Raw genomic sequence first — 17,240 nt, forward strand, 5'->3', positions numbered from 1 at the left:
GCCACGCCCCCGACAGCCCTCAGAAGTCGACCGCGTGCTCCTCGACCCCGTCCCGCGAGTCACCGCTGCGGATCGTGCGCCAGTGCCCACCGGGTCCCCGCCGCAGCGTCCACCGCCCCAGGGAGGCGACGGGCGCCAGCGAGACGACGAGCGCCCGCACGGCGCCCTCGGCCTCGTCGTCCTCGGCGGCGTCGTGGCTGCCGGTGACGAGGAACCTCAGGTGGATCTGCGGCTGACCCCGGACGAGCTCGACCGAGCGGTCCTCGACCCGGTGCCCCACGGCGAGCAGCTCCTCCGCCCGCGGCAGCAGGTCCTCCGGCGCGTAACCCGGCACCACGCCGTGCACGTCGATCGCCACCCGGTACGAGGGCATCAGCGCCCCTCCGGGGTCCACCCGGTCTCGCGCGCCCAGACCTCGAGCCGCTCGTGGATCCCGTCGAACCACGGCTCCTTGGCCTCGGCGTAGTCCTCCATCGACAGCCGCCGCGCCTCGACCCCCCGCTTGACCGCGGCGTACTCCTCGCGCGCAGCCGGCTCGGTGCGCAGCCAGTCGCGGAAGAGCAGGGCCCACCGCCAGCCCGGAGAGCCCACCTCACGCACATGCAGGTGCACCGCGACGCCCGGGTCGCAGTTGCCGTGGAACCGCTTGGGCCACTCCTGCGGCTCCCGTCCGTCGACGCGCGGCGTGTCCGCCACGTAGCCCGCGACCCGCGGGTACCCCGCCGCCGTGAGGGCCGCGACGAAGTCCGGCTCGTCGGCATCGGCCAGCGAGGAGACCCCTACCTGCAGGTCGAGGACGTCCTTGGCCACGAAGCCGGGCACCGCGGTGGAGCCGATGTGGTCGAGCGTCACGGCCCGCTCCCCGAGCGCGTGCCGGATCCTCGCCAGGTGGCGCCCGGCCTGCTCCGGCCACGTCGGGTCCGGATCGGAGAGGGTGATGACCGGCTCGCGCTCGCGTCGACGCCCGGCGGCGAGGTTGTCGGCGAAGGGGGTCAGCCGCTCCTGCCAGAGCCGGTCGACCTGCGCCACGAGCTCCTCGGGCGTGCCGTTGTTGTCCAGCAGCACGTCTGCGGCGGCGCGACGTTGCTCGTCGGTGGCCTGGGCGGCGATCCGCGAACGGGCCTCCTCTGGCGGCATCCCCCGCAGCTCGACGAGGCGCTGCAGCCGGACCTCCTCGTCGGTGTCGACGACGAGGACGAGGTGGTACTCCCCCGCCATCGCCTTCTCGACGAGCAAGGGCATGTCATGGACACCGATCGGCGTGCCGGCCTCCTCGGCCTGCGCGAAGTACTCCGCCGTCCGGCGCCAGATCGCCGGATGGGTGATGCCCTCGAGCGCGGCGAGCGACGCCGGGTCGCCGAAGACGACCCGGCCCAGGGCGGGGCGGTCCAGGGCCCCGTCGGGCCCGAAGACCCGCTCCCCGAAGCGCTCCCGGATCTGCTCGAGTGCCGGCTCCCCCGGCTCGACGACCTCACGGGCGATCTTGTCGGCGTCGACGACGACCGCCCCGAGCTCGGCGAGCCTGGCCGACACCGTCGACTTCCCCGACCCGATCCCGCCTGTCAGTCCGATGCGCAGCATGCGCCCGATCCTAGGCCGGGCCGCCGGCCCGCACGTCGTCCTCCATCGGTAGCGTCAGTGCGTGGACACACAGACCTTGGTCAACCTCCTGCTCGTCCTGCTCTTCGTCCTCGTCGGGGGTGTCTTCGCCGCGACCGAGATGGCCATCGTCACCCTGCGCGAAGGGCAGGTGCGCGCCCTCGAGGCCGGCGGTGAGCGCGGGCGCCGTCTCGCCGATCTCGTGCGCAACCCCAACCAGTTCCTGTCCGCCGTGCAGATCGGTGTGACGGTCGCCGGCTTCTTCTCCTCGGCCTACGGCGGCTCCACCATCGCGCCCGACCTCGTCCCGGGTCTGGTCGCCATCGGCATTCCCGAGGGAGCCGCGGCGACGGTCGCGCTGGTGGCCATGACGCTGCTCATCGCCTATCTCTCACTCGTTCTGGGTGAGCTGGTCCCCAAACGACTGGCCATGCAGCGCAACCTCGCCTTCACCCGGGTCCTCGGCCCTCCCCTCGGCGTCTTCGCGATGCTCGTGCGACCGGTGATCTGGCTGCTGTCGGTCTCGACCAACGCCGTGATGCGCCTCGTGGGCGGTTCCACCTCCGCCGAGGAGGAGGAGATGACGCCCGAGGAGATCCGTGACCTCATCGAGGGTCATCAGGGTCTGCACCCCTACCCGCGGCGGATCCTCACCGACGTCTTCCGCGCGGGTGACCGGGCCCTGGCACGGGTCCTGCGCCCCCGGACCGACATCGAGTTCCTCGCCGGCGACCTGAGCGTCGAGGAGGCCATCGCACAGGTGGTGCACTCCTCCCACTCCCGCTTCCCCGTCACGGGCCGCGACGTCGACGACGTCACGGGCTTCGTCCACATCCGTGACCTCATGCGCGCTGACCCGGCCTCGCGTGCGACGACGCAGGTCAGCGATCTGGCCCGGCCCATCCTCGCGCTGCCCGACAGCCTCGACGTCCTGCCTGCGCTGGCCAGGCTGCGCGGCGACAAGCAGTCCCTCGCCCTCGTGGTCGACGAGTACGGCGGCACCGCCGGCATGGTGACGATGGAGGACCTCGTCGAGGAGGTGGTCGGCGAGATCTACGACGAGTACGACACCGGCACCGACCCCGAGGACGCCACGCGCCACCGCGGGGAGGCCGTGGTCGTCGACGGTTCGCTCAACGTCGAGGAGCTGTCCGAGCTCATCGGGACTGACCTCTCCGGCGAGGACGTCGACACCGCCGGTGGCCTGGTCATGGCTCGACTGGGCCGCGTGGCCAGGGTCGGTGACGTCGTCGAGGTCGCCGGCCACCACCTCGAGGTCATCGGGGTCGACGGTCGTCGCGTCGCGCGCCTACGGATGACACCCGCCGAGGACTGAGGCGTCGGCGCATGACGAAGGGGGGCGCCGCACCGGATGGTGCGACGCCCCCCTTCGAGAAGCCTCGGGTCAGTTGCCCGTGAGCTTCTCGCGGAGCGCGGCCAGGGCCTCGTCGGAGGCCAGCGTGCCCTCGCTCGCCGGGGCGGCCGGGGCGCCGGCGCTCGGGGCGGGGGTGCTGTCAGAGCTGTACGAGGTGGCGGCGACGGAGTCGGCACCGCCCTCGGCGGCAGCGGCGTCGTCGGCCGCGGCCTTCTCGATCTGGGCGCGGTGGGCCTCCCAGCGGGCGTGGGCGTCGGCGTACTGCTTCTCCCAGGCCTCGCGCTGGGCGTCGTAGCCCTCGAGCCACTCGTTGGTCTCCGGGTCGAAGCCCTCGGGGTACTTGTAGTTGCCCTGCTCGTCGTACTCGGCGGCCATGCCGTAGAGCGTCGGGTCGAACTCGGTGAGGTTGGCACCGTCCTCGTTGGCCTGCTTGAGGCTCAGCGAGATGCGGCGACGCTCGAGGTCGATGTCGATGACCTTGACGAAGATCTCCTGGCCGACGTTGACGACCTGCTCCGGCAGCTCCACGTGGCGCTCGGCCAGCTCGGAGATGTGGACCAGACCCTCGATGCCGTCCTCGACGCGCACGAAGGCACCGAAGGGAACGAGCTTGGTGACCTTGCCCGGGACGACCTGACCGATCGCGTGGGTCCGGGCGAAGTGCTGCCACGGGTCCTCCTGCGTCGCCTTGAGCGACAGGGAGACACGCTCGCGGTCCATGTCGACGTCCAGGACCTCGACGGTGACCTCGTCGCCGACCTCGACGACCTCGGACGGGTGGTCGATGTGCTTCCAGGACAGCTCGGAGACGTGGACGAGACCGTCGACGCCACCCAGGTCCACGAAGGCACCGAAGTTGACGATCGAGGAAACGACGCCGGAGCGGACCTGCCCCTTCTGGAGCTCCTTGAGGAAGGTCGTGCGGACCTCGGACTGCGTCTGCTCGAGCCAGGCACGGCGCGACAGGACCACGTTGTTGCGGTTCTTGTCGAGCTCGATGATCTTGGCCTCGATCTCCTTGCCGACGTAGGGCTGGAGGTCACGGACGCGACGCATCTCGACGAGGGAGGCGGGGAGGAAGCCACGGAGGCCGATGTCGAGGATGAGACCACCCTTGACGACCTCGATGACGGTGCCGGTGACGACGCCGTCCTCTTCCTTGATCTTCTCGATGGTGCCCCAGGCGCGCTCGTACTGCGCACGCTTCTTGGACAGGATGAGTCGGCCTTCCTTGTCCTCCTTCTGGAGGACGAGGGCCTCGACGCTGTCACCGACGGTGACGATCTCCGAGGGGTCGACGTCGTGCTTGATGCTCAGCTCGCGCGAGGGGATGACACCCTCGGTCTTGTAGCCGATGTCGAGGAGCACCTCGTCGCGGTCCACCTTGACGATGTGGCCCTCGACGATGTCGCCGTCGTTGAAGTCCTTGATCGTGGCGTCGATCGCGGCGAGAAGATCTTCCTCAGTGCCGATGTCGTTGACGGCGATCTGAGGGGCGGTCGTGTCGACCGTGCTGGCAGTCATGTAGTAGGAACTCCGATTGTGGACAGTTGATCTCGATGGACGGGTGCTGCAGCACCCGGGTGCCCGGGTGGGCACACAAAGCGCTTGTCCATCGTAGTGCTACCGGGGCGAAGGGAGCAAAACCGCCCGTCGACTAGCGTCCACCCCATGGATGAGGGCTTCACGACGACCGGTCCGGCCACGCCGGACGACGTCCTGCGGCGCGAGAGCACACAGGAGGAGACGGTCACCGCCAACCGCGGGTGGTGGGACCGTGAGGCGGACGACTACCTCGCCGAGCACGGTCGCTTCCTCGGCGACGCCGACCTTGTGTGGGGCCCCGAGGGCTGGACCGAGGAGGACCTGCACGTCCTCGGCCCGGTCGAGTCCCTCGCCGACCTGACCATCCTGGAGTTCGGCGGCGGCGGGGCGCAGGGCGCCCGCTGGTGCGCCGCGCACGGCGCCCGGGTGGTCTCGACCGACCTGTCCGCCGGCATGCTCGCCACCGCCGCGACGCTCAGCGCCCGCTCCCCCGGCCCGGCGCCACTGCTCGCCCAAGCCGACGCGACCCGACTCCCCTTCGCCGACGGCAGCTTCGACCTCGTCTTCTCGGCGTACGGCGCGACCCCCTTCGTCGCCGACTCCGCCGCTCTCATGGCCGAGCTGGCCCGCGTGCTGCGACCGGGCGGGCGCCTGGCCTTCTCGACCTCGCACCCGATCCGGTGGGCCTTCCCGGACGTCCCCGGGCCGGAGGGCCTCACCGCATCCGGCTCGTACTTCGACGAGACGCCCTACGTCGAGTCCACCGACGGCCGCGCCACCTACGTGGAGCACCACCGCACGACGGGCCACCGGATCGCCGAGATCGTCGACGCCGGTCTCGTCCTCGAGGCCCTGCTCGAGCCGGAGTGGCCGCCGGACAACACCGAGGCCTGGGGCGGCTGGTCACCACTGCGCGGTGCGCACCTGCCCGGGACGGCGATCTTCGTCGCCCGTCGCCCCGGCTGAGAGGTCGGGGCCCGGCACGCCGCAGCGCCCCCGCCCCGGGCCGGGGACGGGGGCGCTGCGATCGCGAGCGTCAGTGGCCGTGCAGGTCGCTGCGGCGAACCGTCGTCTCGTCGGGGCCGGAGTTGCCGAAGACCGGGTCGGGGCCGCGGTCGACGTAGGCCGGCTGCTCGTCGAGGCGGCTGCGGCGGCCGATGAGCACCGACAGCAGCAGACCGGTCAGCAGCAGCAGGACACCCAGGATCGCGAAGACGATCGGGAAGGTGCTGTGGACCATGGCGAGCAGCGAGGACTTCGACTTGTAGTCCTCGACGTTCTTGTCGACGGTCTCCTTGGTGAACTTGGAGGTCGTCTCGAGCGCGGTGAGGGTCTTGCCGTTGTGGCGGAACTCCTGGCTCTGCTCCTCGACGCGGTCGATGACCACGCCGGTCACCGGGTCGACCCAGAAGGTGCGCTTGTTGGAGTAGTAGCGGTCGGCGTTGACGGCACCGGAGCTGTCCGAGCCGCCGAAGAGGTTGCCGGGGAGCTCACGCGTGGCGTACTTGGTCTCGGGGACCTCCTGGGTGAACTTGTAGAGGTTCATCCCCTGCAGGTCCTCCTCGCCCTCGAACTGCACGGGGAAGGACTTGCCGACCGTGCTGTCCCACCAGCTGTAGGAGCCGTCCTTCTGGGTGTCGAAGGGGAACTTCACGAGCAGGCCGTCGCGCTTGACCTCCTCGCCGTTCTTCGACTCGCCGCAGCAGTTGACGGCCTCACCGGTGTGCCGGTCGAAGACGTAGACCTCGGTGCTGCCGTCCATCGGGATGTTGTCGCCGTTGTTGTCGCTGATCTGACCGCTGTTCCACACGGCCAGATCGCGGCCCGACTCCTCGGACGCGGCCTCGGCGGCCTGCGGGTCCCCGATGATGCGCGCCGTCGTCGTCAGCTCGCCCTCGGCGGGACGCACGTTGTCGGCGTCGAAGAACTTCGCGTTGGGGTCCTGGACGATCTGCGTGGTGTTCTGGTCGTTGGGGACCACCGCCAGCTTGGGGTAGGCATAGAACCTGAAGAGCAGCCCCATGGTGAGAATGAATGCGCCGACGCCCATGATGATCGCCGGCAACAGGTACTTGCGCACGAGTTGACCCTCCTTGGCCCTGTGAAACTTACCGGACAGTAGCACTTTGCTGGCGCCTGAGCAGCCGGGCGACAGCCTAGGGGACGTGGCCTTCGCCACGTGGCACGACACTCCCCCGGACCGACGGCGCGAGAAGGCGGGCGACCTCGGCGAGATCGCGTGCCGCCGAGACCTGCTCGGTCCGCATCCCGAGACCCGCCGCCGGCTCCAGGTCGCTCGGCATGTCCCCCACCATGACGCAGCGCTCGGCGCGCGCCCACGGCGCCCTCGACAGAGCCTCCCGGAAGAGCCCGTCGAGCGGCTTGCGACAGCGGCAGGCCCCCTGCTCGTGGGGACAGACGGCCACCGCGTCCAGCCGCCCTCCTGCCGGCGCCAAGAGCGCGTCCAGGTGCCGGTGGACCGCCACGAGCCCCTCCCGCGACAGCAGACCTCGAGCCACGCCTCGCTGGTTGGTCACCAGGACCGTCCGGCAGCCGGCGCGCGTCAGCCGGGCCACTCCGTCGGCCGCCCCGGGCAGCAGGAGGACCTCCTCCGGCGCGGTGACGTAGCCGTCAGGGATGCGCACGTTGATCGTGCCGTCACGGTCGAGCAGCACGAGGTCGAAGGGGGCTCCGTCGCCGGGAGGAGCGAGCTCCTGCGGGCCGAACCACCACGGCTGCGGGGTCAGCCCGACTCCTGCATCGACAGGTCGACGGCCTCGCACCAGGCGTGCGCCCACAGCATGTGGACCTCCTGGATCCGCGGCGTCTCCTGCGAGGGGACGACGAGCAGGTGGTCGGCCAGGTCGGCCTGGCCGGCCCCCTTGGCCCCCACCATGAAGATCGTCGTGACCCCGCGGCGCCGGGCCTCGGCGAGGGCCGCGACGACATTGGGGCTGGTCCCTGACGTGGACATCGCGAGCAGCACGTCCCCGGGACGACCGAAGGCCTGCACGCCACGGAGGAAGACCTGGTCGAAGCCGTAGTCGTTGCCGATCGCCGTGAGCGAGGAGTGCGACTCGGCGAGGCTGATCGCCGGCAGCGGGTGCCGGTCGTGCACGCACTTGCCGAGGAACTCCGCGGCGACGTGGCTCGCGATCGCCGCCGACCCGCCGTTGCCGGCGACGAGGAGGGTGCCGCCGGTGTGCAGGGCGTCGACGACGTCGCGCCCGGCCGCCTCGACCGCGGCGACCAGCCCGGGCTCGCCGATCTCGCGGGCGAGCTGCGCCCACGCGGCGATGCCCGCGCCGAGCTGTCGGGTCACCAACGAGTGGTGGGCCTCGGTGGCCGTCATTGCTGTCCCTTCCACGTGGTCACGCCGTGCTTGGTGAAGGTGAACTCCGAGACGGTCAGACCGAGCCGGATGAGCTCGTCGGCGACGACGTGCCGCTTCTCGAACTCGCAGATGAAGATCATGTGGCCGCCACCGCCGGCGCCGGTCACCTTGCCGCCGAGCGCGCCGTGCGCGAGCGCGTGCTCGACGGCCTCGGAGATCAGCGGGGTGGTGATCCGCGAGGACATCCGCTGCTTCTGCTGCCAGGCCTGGCCGAGGAGGTGACCGATCTCGTCGACGCGACCCCGCAGCAGGGCCACGCGCATCGCGTCGGCGAGGTCGCGCTGCGCCCGCAGACCGGCGATGGCGTCCTCGTTGCCCGTCTCGTAGCGGGAGACCTGGTCGGCGATGATGTGGTCGCTCACCCGCGTGCGGCCGGTGTAGGCGAGCAGCATGTTGTGCTCGAGCTCGTGCACCGTGTCGGGGCGCACCCGCAGAGGGTTGACGACGACCTGGCCGTCGGTCCGGAACTCCATGTAGTTGAAGCCGCCGAAGGCTGCGGCGTACTGGTCCTGGTAGCCACCGGGGATCGCCAGGTCCTCGCGCTCGAGCCGATAGGCCAGCTCGGCTGTCTCGTGCGGGCCGAGGTCGAGACCGCAGTGGCGGGCGACGAGCTGGATGACGGCGACCATCACGGCACTCGAGCTGCCCAGGCCGGAGCCGGGTGGGGCGTTGGTGTGCAGGAAGAGGTCGAACCCCTCGGAGGGCATCGCTCCTACGAGCGCCATGATGCGGGCGATCGCCGCCTTCGGCAGGTCCAGCTCCCCGCCGAGCTCGAAGGGGGTACCGACGTCGTAGCCGATGCTCGTCCCGTAGTCGTGGGACTCGACCGTGATGTGCCCGTCGGTGCGCGGACGCAGGGTCGCATAGGCGTAGCTGCCGATCGTGGCGCTCAGGACGGCGCCGCCCTCGCGCTCGGTGAAGGGTGCGACGTCCGTGCCCCCCCCGGCGAAGCTCACCCGCAAGGGTGCACGGGCCCGCAGGACAGGGCGCAGGGTCATCGCGGTCCTCTCGAGCAGGCAGAATGGGCAAGCGTTACCGAATGGTAGGTGAAGGCATCGACACACGACAGGCTCCCCCGATGAGCGCCACGTCACGCCTGCTCGGCCTGGACGCCCTCCGGGCCGTCGCGGCCTGGCTGGTGCTGCTGTCGCACGTGGCCTTCTGGACCGGTGCCGGCGCCGAGGGCGTCGTCGGCGGGCTCGCGGTCCGGGGCGAGCTCGGCGTGGCGGTCTTCTTCGCCCTCTCCGCCTTTCTGCTGTCGGCCCCCTTCGTCCGGCGGGCGCTCGGCGAGGACGTCCCGTGGGCCGCCGGTCGCTACCTCCTACGTCGTGCGGCACGGATCCTGCCCGGTTACCTCCTGGCACTGGTCGCCGTCGTCGCCGTGGCCGCCTGGCTCGGGGGGGCTGCCGCTGCCGTCCTCGACCTGCCCACCGTGCTCGTCCACCTGGTCATCGGGCAGGGCTGGACCGGCCGGACCTTCCAGGCCTTCACGCAGACCTGGAGCCTGACGAGCGAGGTGACCTTCTACCTCCTGCTGCCCGTGGTCGCGGCGGCGTGCGCCCCGGTCGTCCGGCACGAGGTCCCCGCGATCGCGGCACGCCGGGTGCTCTTGCTCTGCGCCGCCATCGCGATCGGCGGCCTGGCCCTGCAGACGCTCGCCGCACTCCCCGACGGTCAGTGGGGAGCCGTGCTCGCGACCAGTGCCTTCGGGCACGCGGCGTGGTTCGCCGTCGGGGTGGCCGTGGCCGTGCTCGTCTGCGCCGACCGGGCGGGGGTGGTCCTCACCGAGCGCCCTGGCCTCACGGTGCTGCGGACCAGCCCCGGCACCCTCGTGGCCCTCGCTGCGGTGCTCTGGCTCGTCGCCTCCACACCGATCGCCGGGCCCCGTGGCATCGACGCGTCGTCGGCGACCGAGGCGCTGGCCGCCGAGGTGCTCTACGGCCTCGTCGCGGCCTGCCTCCTGCTCGCGGGCACCACCCGGGGCCTGTCGGAGACGATCAGCACCTCGCCCCTCGCCAGCACGGCGCGGTGGCTCGGCGACATCTCCTACGGCGTCTTCCTCTGGCACGTGCTCGTGCTGCAGGTGGTCTTCGCCGTGCTCGACCTACGGCTCTTCGCGGCCCCCTTCGCCGCGACCCTGCTCCTCGTGACGATCGTCAGCGTGGGTCTGGCGCATCTGTCGTGGCTGGTCCTGGAGCGCCCGGTCCTGCGTCGGGCCCACCGCTCGACGGCCGCACCAGAGCGGCAGCCAGCACCCCGAGCGTGATCGTCCCCAGCACCTGCGAGACGAGCGCCCCGGCGGACTGACGCTCGGCCACCCCGAGCACGGCGAGCGCGAGGCCGGCCGCGGTGAGCACGACCGCGACCGCGAGGGCGCGTGAGCGGATCGGGACGAGCGCCGCGAGCGCTCCGGCGAGCAGACCCCACCAGCCGGCGACGAGCAGGCCGACGAGCCCACCGAGCAGCACGGCCACCAGGAGGGGTGCCTGGTGCGCCCGAGCAGCACCTTCCGCCGGCCCCTCCGGCAGCTCCTCCTCCTGCGCGGCGCCGGAGGCCCACCGCGCACGACGGAGCACCCACAGCTCGACGGCGCCCCACAGGGCCAGCAGCACGACGGCCAGCGCACCGAGGAGCAGCGTCAGGTGGTGCTGCGCGTTGGGCGCGAAGTCGACGGTCACGGTCTGCGCACCGCCGGCCGGGACGACGACGGCCTGCCGCCAGCCGTCGACGGTCGTCGTCTCGAGGGCCCTCCCCTGACCATCGGTTGCGCGCCACCCGTCGTTGGCCCCCTGCGAGAGCACGAGCAAGGACTCCTCGCCGGCCCCGACCTCGAAGGTCCAGCGGCCGGTGTGCTCGCGCGTGCTCGTGACATTGCGCCGCGGGGTGACCTCGGTGGCCGTCCAGTCCGTCGGCACCAGGGTGAGCGTCTCGGGGAGCAGGGCCGCGGTCGCGCTGGCCGACACGACACCGGTCCCCGCGGGCAGGCTGCCGCAGGACGTGGCGGGGACGGCATCGCCGGCGACGAGAGCGGGCCGGGGCGCGGTGAGCGCCAGCCCGATCCGCCCGCTCTCGCGCCCCACGGCCCCCGCCTCGCTGCACTCGAGGCTCACCTCGCTGCTCGGTCCGTCGACCCCGTCCAGGGTCACCTCGGGCGCCGACCAGGACGCTCGGGTCTGCGGCCGGCTGAAGGTCAGCGTGAGGTGTCGGGTCTGCTGGGGCGGGATGCGCAGGCTCGTACCGCTCGGCAGGACGTAGCGGGCCGACTCGGTGGCGACCGTCACCGGGCCGGCTGCACGATCGAGCGTGATCGTCTCGACGCTGCGGCGCTCGCCGAGGTCGAAGGTCAGCACCGGGTCCGGTCCCGGGGCCGGGCGCCACCGGGTCGTGGGGTCGGCGTCGATCGCGGCCACCGGCCATCGCGACAGGTCCGAGGCACCCTCGCTGCTCGTCGGCTGGGTGCTCCCGGTAAGACTCCACGGCGCGGTCACGACGTCCTGGGCCTCCTCGCCGGGCCGCAGTCGCACGGTCGCCGACACCCGGGTCTCCGGCAGCCGGCCGACGTCCCGCACGAGGTCCTGCGGGTCCTCGCCGGCCATCGGGTCGGCCGCGCCCCTGGGATCGCGGGTGACGAGCACCGCGCCGTCGCCCTCGGGCAGGGTCAGACCCGTGGTGGCCCGCGGACCACCCTCGAGCTCGACCTCGCGGATGCCGACGGGGGCCTGCGCGGCGGTCGGGTCGTCCCCGGAGCGCCGCAGCTCGAGGGTCACGCGGTCACGCGCGCGGCCGTCGAGCGGGACGCGCCAGGTCTCCGTGCCCTCACGCTTGACGCCGTCGCTGCCGCCGACCTCGACCGCCTCGAGGTCGGCGATGTCGCCGCCCCACGCCTCGTGGACGAGCACACCCGTCGGGCGCGAACCCTCCGGCAGCCGCAGCGTCACCCGCTGGACCGGCTCGCCGTCCCCGCTGAGCCATGCCGTGCGGGCGTCGCCGTCGAGCATTGCCGCCGGCCCCGACCCGGCGCTGCGCCAGTAGCGCGCGAAGGGAGCAGCAGCACTCGACGAGGTCGTCACGCCGGTGATCCCGTCGTGGAACCGCGTCGTCCGCCCCATGGTCTGCCCGCCCGGCGCGAGGTCTCGGGTCCCGACGACCTGTGGTCGTGGGTCCTCCGCCGGCAGGGTCGGCCCGTGACCGCGGCTCGACGGGCGACCGGAGTTGAGCGCCTGCCAGCGAAGGGAGTCGGTGCGCACCTCGGCCCCATCACCCGCGGTGGTGGTCACCGCGTCGGGGTCGAGCAGCCCGGTCGCGACCAGCGAGAACCACGCCTCGGGTGCGCCCGCGACCTCCACGAGGCCGGAGGTGGGCACGAGGGTCGCGGGTCGGGCAGGAGAGTCGAGGCGCCAGATGCTCACCTGCTCCGAGCCGTCACCCTCGGTCCAGACCCGGGTGAGTCCCGGCGAGGCCGCGAGGGTGGCTGCCACCCGCTGCGGGTCGACGGCCCCGACGTCGGCGGACAGGCCCCCGCGGACGACGACCCGCGAGACGCCCAACCGCTGCAACCCGGCGGCGAGCTGCGGCTGGCGGTGTCCGCCGGCGGTCATCTCGTCGAGGTGGTCGAGGACCCGCGTGGCGCCCGGGTGGCCCAGCGGGGCCGCGGCCCGCGCCAGCACCGGCGACTCGGCGAGGGCGGTGAGCGGCTCGTCGGTCGTGCGGCCCCAGGTGAAGTCAGCGCTGCGGGCCCCCGGCAGCACGAGGGTCGTGCCCCCGTCGCGTGCCGCGAGATCGTCGACCTCGGCCGCCGCCCGGTGCCAGGTCTGCGGCACGCCGGTCGTCGCCCAGGCATCGCCGGCCCGGCCCACCCAGAGCGGCGCCACGGACCCGAGGAGCGCCAGCACGGTCATCACCACGACGACCTGGCGGACGATCGGACCGGCTCCGCGCTCGACGCGGGTGGCCCAGTGGGCGAGCAGGCCGACGCCCAGTGCGACGGGCAGCCGCACGAGCAGATCGGCCTTGTGGACGTTGCGGAGGGGAGCGAGCGGCCCGTCGAGCCACTGCTGGACGGTGGTGGCGAGCGGCCCGGAGGCGGACCCGGTGCGGCCGACCGCCATCGCCACGACACCGAGGAGCACGAGGAGCAGGGCCCAGCGCGTCAGGTGAGCTCCAGGGTCGGGCGCGGGCCGGCCTGCGGCGGCCTCGTGTCGCCGCCGGACCAGACCTGCGAGCCCGAGCCCGGCGAGCGCCGTCGTCGCGATGATCGCCCCGACCGACTGGGCCAGCAACCACCCGCTCTGCCACGTCGGGTGGTCGCCCGAGGTGAGGATGTAGGCGATCCAGTGGTTGGCCCCACGCAGGACATTGGTCACCGAGGCCACGGCCGTGGTCGTCGAGGCGAGCTCGATGTGGTCGAGGAAGGGGTAGGAGTACCGGCCGAGCACGAGGAGCGGTCCCAGCCACCACGCGGCACCGGCGACTGCGCCGAGCAGCCACCACCCGAGGGCCCGCCACCGGCCGCGACCGGCCGGGGCGAGGACGACCCATGCGGCCGCGGGGACGAGCGCGACGAGCGAGACCGTCGCGTTGACCCCACCGAGGCAGGCCGCGAGCACCCCCGTGGTGACGGCCATCCGCCGACGGGTGGCGGCGACGGCACCCGGGGCCACCCCCTTCGCCGCGGCCAGGAGCAACCACGGGGCCACCGCCTGCGGCCAGACCTCGACGGAGATCTCCGACAGCACGGTGAGCACGCGGGGCGAGAGGGCGAAGGCCGCGCCGACGACCATGGCGGGGACCGTTGGCAGCCCGGCGAGACGTGCGGCCACGCGCTCGGCACCGACGAAGGCGACGACGAGCAGGAGCGTCCACCACAGGCGCTGCACGGCCCAGTCGGGCAGGCCGGCGGCCTCCCCGGCGAGGAAGAACGGCCCCATCGGGAAGAGGTATCCGTAGGCCTGGTTCTGCAGCTCGCCGATGCCGGTGTGGTCGTTCCACGCCCACAGGGCCCGCCCGAGGTAGCGCCCCGGCGACAGCACCAGGTCGGTCTTGGTGTCCGGCTGGACCAGGCCCGGGGCGACGAGCCATGGGAGCACGGCGACGAGCAGGGTCGCGACGACGCGCTGCAGCCGCTGCCGAGCCTCCTCGACGCCGCGGCCCGGGGCGTCCCGCTCCGGGTGGGCCGTCATCGGCGACGCAGCAGCAGCAGGAGGTTCCACGTGACGACCTCGCGCAGACCGGGGACCCGCAGGACCACTCGGGCCGCGTCGGGCAGGTAGCGCGGTCGGGCGGCGAGGACGTCGGCGTCGGCACCGGCCGCCCACTCCAGGCCCTGGCGCACGCTGACGCGGTGCAGCGTCTCGCCCACGCGGTTCTTGGGCGGGTGACCGTGCCTGCGCTCGTAGCGCGCGATGGCCCGCTCTCCCCCCAGCCAGTGCCACGGTGAGGTCTCGTGACCGCCCCAGGGCGAGAGCCAGTTGGTGTAGGAGAGGAAGACCAGACCGCCCGGGCGGGTGACCCGCAGCAGCTCGTCGGCCACGGCCTCCGGGTCGGGCACGTGCTCCCACATGTTGCTCGAGAAGACGATGTCGACGCTGCCGTCGGCCAGCGGCAGGCGCAGGGCGTCTCCGACGACACCCCCGTCGCGCACCGACGCGACCGTGGGGTCGTGGTCGACGGGCACGTAGTGGGCCCCCGCGGCGCGGAAGGCGCGCGCGAACTCGCTCGGACCGGCACCGACGTCGAGGACGGTGCGCCCGGCGAGCTCGGTGTGCTCACGCAGCAGCTCGATCGAGTCGTCGGCGAGCGTCGAGTAGAAGCGCTCCGGCTCGGTCTGCTCGACGAGGAAGGAACGGAAGAGGCGCACCGAGCGGCGCAGCCCACGGCGCTGCGGGTGGGCGGGGGTCATCGGCACCCCACCATCATGGACGACGCGCCAGCAGCTGCAGCGTGGGCCGGCTGCGCGGCGAGAGCAGCCGCTGCCCGAGGACGAGGGGGACGCTGGCGAGGGCGGCCGCGAGGACGGGGCGGGACCCGAGGACACCCCGGGGCCGGTCCCCCGGACGCACCGCGCGGGCCAGGCTCGCGGCGTCGACGCTCAGGCTGTCGAGCAGCAGACGACGGACCTTGATGTCGACGAAGCCGGCGGCCGCGGCCGCCCGGGCGAGCGAGTCCGCCGTGAAGAAGCGGATGTGCGTCGGGTCCTCGAGCATCCACCAGGCAGCGCCGTAGCGCTCGACCCCGGAGCTGTCACCGGCGGGGGTGAGGAAGCTCGCCCGGCCGCCGGGGCGCAGCAGCTCGAGGGACGAGCGCAGCGCCGCGTGCGGGTCGGCCACGTGCTCGAGCACGTGGATGCCGTAGACGAGGTCCTGCTCCCCCGGCAGATCACGAACGTCCTCGATGCCGCCGGTGCGCAGATCACCCCGGGCCCGCACGACCTCGTCGACGTCGACGCCGAGCTGATCGGGGTCGACGCCCGCGACCTCGGCACCGTCGTCGAGGAAGCGCCGCAGCATCGAGCCGGCGCCGAAGCCGACCTCGAAGACCCGCCCGGGCACACCATCGCGCACGAGCTCCCGGTAGGTGAGGTCGAGACGGATGCGGTCCAGCGTCGGCTCGCCGCCGTAGGCGAGGTCGCGGTGGTCGGCGGGGCATCGCTGAAGATCGCGCTCGAGATGACCGCAGCGCTCGCACGCGTCGACCACGCAGCCGCCGCGCAGCGCCAGGCCACGCACCGCTGAGCCGCACATCTCACACTCCCGGACGCGCCGTTCGCCTACCGTTGGGTAACTCACGGCGTTAGCCTATCCGTCGGCGCTGCGAGCTCCGCGACGCCGACAAGGAGTGATGATGACCCAGAGCACGACCTCCCCGAAGCAGCGGCTGCGGGTGCTCTACCTGTCGTGGCGTGACCGTGAGAACCCCGAGGCGGGCGGTGCGGAGACCTTCACCGAGCGCACCTCGGAGGTGCTCACCCAGCAGGGTCACGACGTCACCATCTTCACCGCCTCCTTCCCCGGCGCCAGCCCGCGCACCCGGCACGGCGACGTCCGGGTGCTGCGGCGCGGGTCGAAGTTCAGCGTCTACCTCCACGGGATGCTGCACGTGCTGCGGCACCGCGACGACTACGACGTCGTCCTCGACGTGCAGAACGGCGTCCCCTTCTGGGCCCCGCTCGTCGCCGGGGACCTGCCGGTCATCAACATCGTCCACCACGTCCACCGCGACCAGTGGTCCGCGGTCTTCGGGCCCAAGGTGGCCCGCCTCGGCTGGCTGCTCGAGTCGCGGCTGGCTCCCTTCGTCTACCGGCGCAGTCGCTACGTCACGGTCTCGAAGTCGACCCGCAGCGAGCTCGAGGAGCTCGGCGTCGACCCCGGTCGCGTCGATCTCGTCTACTCGGGCAACGACCGCCCGGAGGACCTCGACGCCTACGCCCGGCTGGAGCGCACCGAGGCGCCCACGATGCTCTTCCTCGGCCGGCTCGTCCCGCACAAGCACGTCGAGCAGGCCGTCGACATCCTCGCCTCGCGGGCCATGTCGCACCCCGACCTCGAGCTGCACGTCGTCGGCGGCGGCTACTGGGAGGACGCGATCGCCGAGCACGCCCGGGCCCGCGGCGTCGCCGACCGCGTCCACCTCCACGGCTTCGTCGAGGAGAGCCGCAAGCACGAGCTCCTCGCCCGCGCCTGGGTCGTCGTCATGCCCTCCCACAAGGAGGGCTGGGGGCTGACGATCGTCGAGGCCGGCCTGCACGGCACCCCGGCCGTCGCCTACGAGTTCGCCGGCGGCCCGAGCGAGTCGATCGTCCACGGCCGTACCGGGCTGCTCGCTGACTCCGTGAGCGAGTTCGAGGACCACGTGATCCGGCTCGTCGACGACCACGCCATGCGCCGCGACCTCGGGCGCACCGCCCGGCTCTACGCGAGCTCCTTCGACTGGGTGCGCGCCGGCCGGCGCCTCGAGTCGGTCATCGGCTCGGTCCTGGGTCTCACCGACCGCTACCGCGACGACGTCATCGACCTCGACGCGCTCATCGCCACCCGGCCCGAGCCGCGCCGCACCGAGCTGGAGGTCGTCGCCTCCTGACCTGCGGGCACGACGAAGGGGGCCGTCCGCTCGACTCGAGCGGACGGCCCCCTTCGTCAGTGGGTCTGGTGGGCCGCTCAGCTGTTGTAGTTGATGACCTGCTGGTTTTCCTGCGGCATCGACTGGTTCTGCGACTGCACGATCCCGAAGATGGCAGCGGCCGCGAGCAGTGCGCCGAGCACGGTGCCGCCGACGTTGTAGGCGACCTTCTTGGAGCCGTCGTTCATGAGCATCCTTCGTGAGCGGGTGTCG

15 protein-coding genes are annotated in these 17,240 nt (G+C 72.5%); 4 read left to right on the forward strand and 11 right to left on the reverse strand.

What is annotated here, in order from left to right:
• Positions 1–19 precede the first annotated feature (19 nt).
• Both B9B60_RS11890 and coaE read right to left on the reverse strand, forming a co-directional pair.
• Entirely contained in the window at positions 20–373 is a 354-nt protein-coding gene (locus B9B60_RS11890; RefSeq protein WP_143445558.1) for a hypothetical protein, read from the reverse strand.
• The gene (coaE, locus tag B9B60_RS11895; RefSeq protein ID WP_084451687.1) at positions 373–1,581 is read right to left on the reverse strand and encodes a dephospho-CoA kinase; all 1,209 of its coding nucleotides are present in this window, start codon (positions 1,579–1,581) and stop codon (positions 373–375) included. Before coaE ends, B9B60_RS11890 begins: the two co-directional genes overlap by 1 nt.
• A gap of 61 nt (positions 1,582–1,642) precedes the next feature.
• Here coaE and B9B60_RS11900 point away from each other — a divergent pair, with 61 nt between their 5' ends.
• Positions 1,643–2,935 (forward strand): hemolysin family protein, encoded by a 1,293-nt coding sequence (locus B9B60_RS11900; protein WP_084451689.1) that lies wholly within the window; start codon positions 1,643–1,645, stop codon positions 2,933–2,935.
• Between the two features lie 69 nt (positions 2,936–3,004).
• On the opposite strand, the gene rpsA is transcribed toward B9B60_RS11900, so the two are convergent.
• Complete coding sequence (rpsA, locus tag B9B60_RS11905) at positions 3,005–4,498, reverse strand: 30S ribosomal protein S1 (RefSeq protein ID WP_072624705.1); 1,494 nt, start codon at positions 4,496–4,498, stop codon at positions 3,005–3,007.
• 147 nt (positions 4,499–4,645) lie between these two features.
• Between rpsA and B9B60_RS11910 the strand changes: the two genes are divergently transcribed.
• Positions 4,646–5,485, forward strand: a complete 840-nt coding sequence (locus tag B9B60_RS11910) for a class I SAM-dependent methyltransferase (protein ID WP_084451691.1) — start codon at positions 4,646–4,648, stop codon at positions 5,483–5,485.
• A gap of 70 nt (positions 5,486–5,555) precedes the next feature.
• Here B9B60_RS11910 and B9B60_RS11915 read toward each other — a convergent pair whose 3' ends face one another.
• The 4 genes from B9B60_RS11915 to B9B60_RS11930 all read right to left on the reverse strand — a co-directional run bounded on the left by B9B60_RS11915 (position 5,556) and on the right by B9B60_RS11930 (position 8,911).
• The gene (locus B9B60_RS11915; RefSeq protein WP_072624707.1) at positions 5,556–6,599 is read right to left on the reverse strand and encodes a cell envelope lipid trafficking protein PgfA; all 1,044 of its coding nucleotides are present in this window, start codon (positions 6,597–6,599) and stop codon (positions 5,556–5,558) included.
• A 76-nt stretch (positions 6,600–6,675) separates the two neighbouring features.
• The gene (locus tag B9B60_RS11920) at positions 6,676–7,302 is read right to left on the reverse strand and encodes a D-glycero-alpha-D-manno-heptose-1,7-bisphosphate 7-phosphatase (protein WP_159451199.1); all 627 of its coding nucleotides are present in this window, start codon (positions 7,300–7,302) and stop codon (positions 6,676–6,678) included.
• The gene (locus B9B60_RS11925; RefSeq protein WP_084451695.1) at positions 7,263–7,871 is read right to left on the reverse strand and encodes a D-sedoheptulose-7-phosphate isomerase; all 609 of its coding nucleotides are present in this window, start codon (positions 7,869–7,871) and stop codon (positions 7,263–7,265) included. Before B9B60_RS11925 ends, B9B60_RS11920 begins: the two co-directional genes overlap by 40 nt.
• Positions 7,868–8,911 (reverse strand): GHMP family kinase ATP-binding protein, encoded by a 1,044-nt coding sequence (locus tag B9B60_RS11930; protein WP_072624710.1) that lies wholly within the window; start codon positions 8,909–8,911, stop codon positions 7,868–7,870. Before B9B60_RS11930 ends, B9B60_RS11925 begins: the two co-directional genes overlap by 4 nt.
• A gap of 80 nt (positions 8,912–8,991) precedes the next feature.
• On the opposite strand from B9B60_RS11930, the gene B9B60_RS11935 reads away from it, so the two are divergent.
• Entirely contained in the window at positions 8,992–10,179 is a 1,188-nt protein-coding gene (locus B9B60_RS11935) for an acyltransferase family protein (protein WP_159451200.1), read from the forward strand.
• Here the strand turns inward: B9B60_RS11935 and B9B60_RS11940 are convergent.
• Genes B9B60_RS11940 through B9B60_RS11950 form a run of 3 tightly spaced genes read right to left on the reverse strand, consistent with a single transcriptional unit; the run spans position 10,070 to position 15,652 of the window.
• Positions 10,070–14,122: an alpha-(1->3)-arabinofuranosyltransferase domain-containing protein gene (locus B9B60_RS11940; protein ID WP_143445559.1), complete on the reverse strand. Its 4,053-nt coding sequence runs from the start codon at positions 14,120–14,122 to the stop codon at positions 10,070–10,072. The genes B9B60_RS11935 and B9B60_RS11940 overlap by 110 nt on opposite strands.
• Positions 14,089–14,811, reverse strand: a complete 723-nt coding sequence (locus B9B60_RS11945) for a class I SAM-dependent methyltransferase (RefSeq protein WP_072626221.1) — start codon at positions 14,809–14,811, stop codon at positions 14,089–14,091. The genes B9B60_RS11940 and B9B60_RS11945 overlap by 34 nt, the downstream gene beginning before the upstream one ends.
• A 13-nt stretch (positions 14,812–14,824) precedes the next feature.
• Positions 14,825–15,652, reverse strand: coding sequence for a class I SAM-dependent methyltransferase (locus tag B9B60_RS11950; protein WP_084451701.1), 828 nt, complete (start codon positions 15,650–15,652; stop codon positions 14,825–14,827).
• 100 nt (positions 15,653–15,752) lie between these two features.
• Here B9B60_RS11950 and B9B60_RS11955 point away from each other — a divergent pair, with 100 nt between their 5' ends.
• On the forward strand, positions 15,753–16,988 hold the full coding sequence (locus B9B60_RS11955) for a glycosyltransferase family 4 protein (RefSeq protein ID WP_084451836.1): 1,236 nt from the start codon (positions 15,753–15,755) through the stop codon (positions 16,986–16,988).
• Positions 16,989–17,065: 77 nt separating this feature from the next.
• Here B9B60_RS11955 and B9B60_RS16945 read toward each other — a convergent pair whose 3' ends face one another.
• Positions 17,066–17,215, reverse strand: coding sequence for a DUF2613 family protein (locus tag B9B60_RS16945; RefSeq protein WP_125932816.1), 150 nt, complete (start codon positions 17,213–17,215; stop codon positions 17,066–17,068).
• Positions 17,216–17,240 lie beyond the last annotated feature (25 nt).

This window comes from Janibacter indicus (genome assembly GCF_900176385.1).
GTDB lineage: Bacteria > Actinomycetota > Actinomycetes > Actinomycetales > Dermatophilaceae > Janibacter > Janibacter indicus.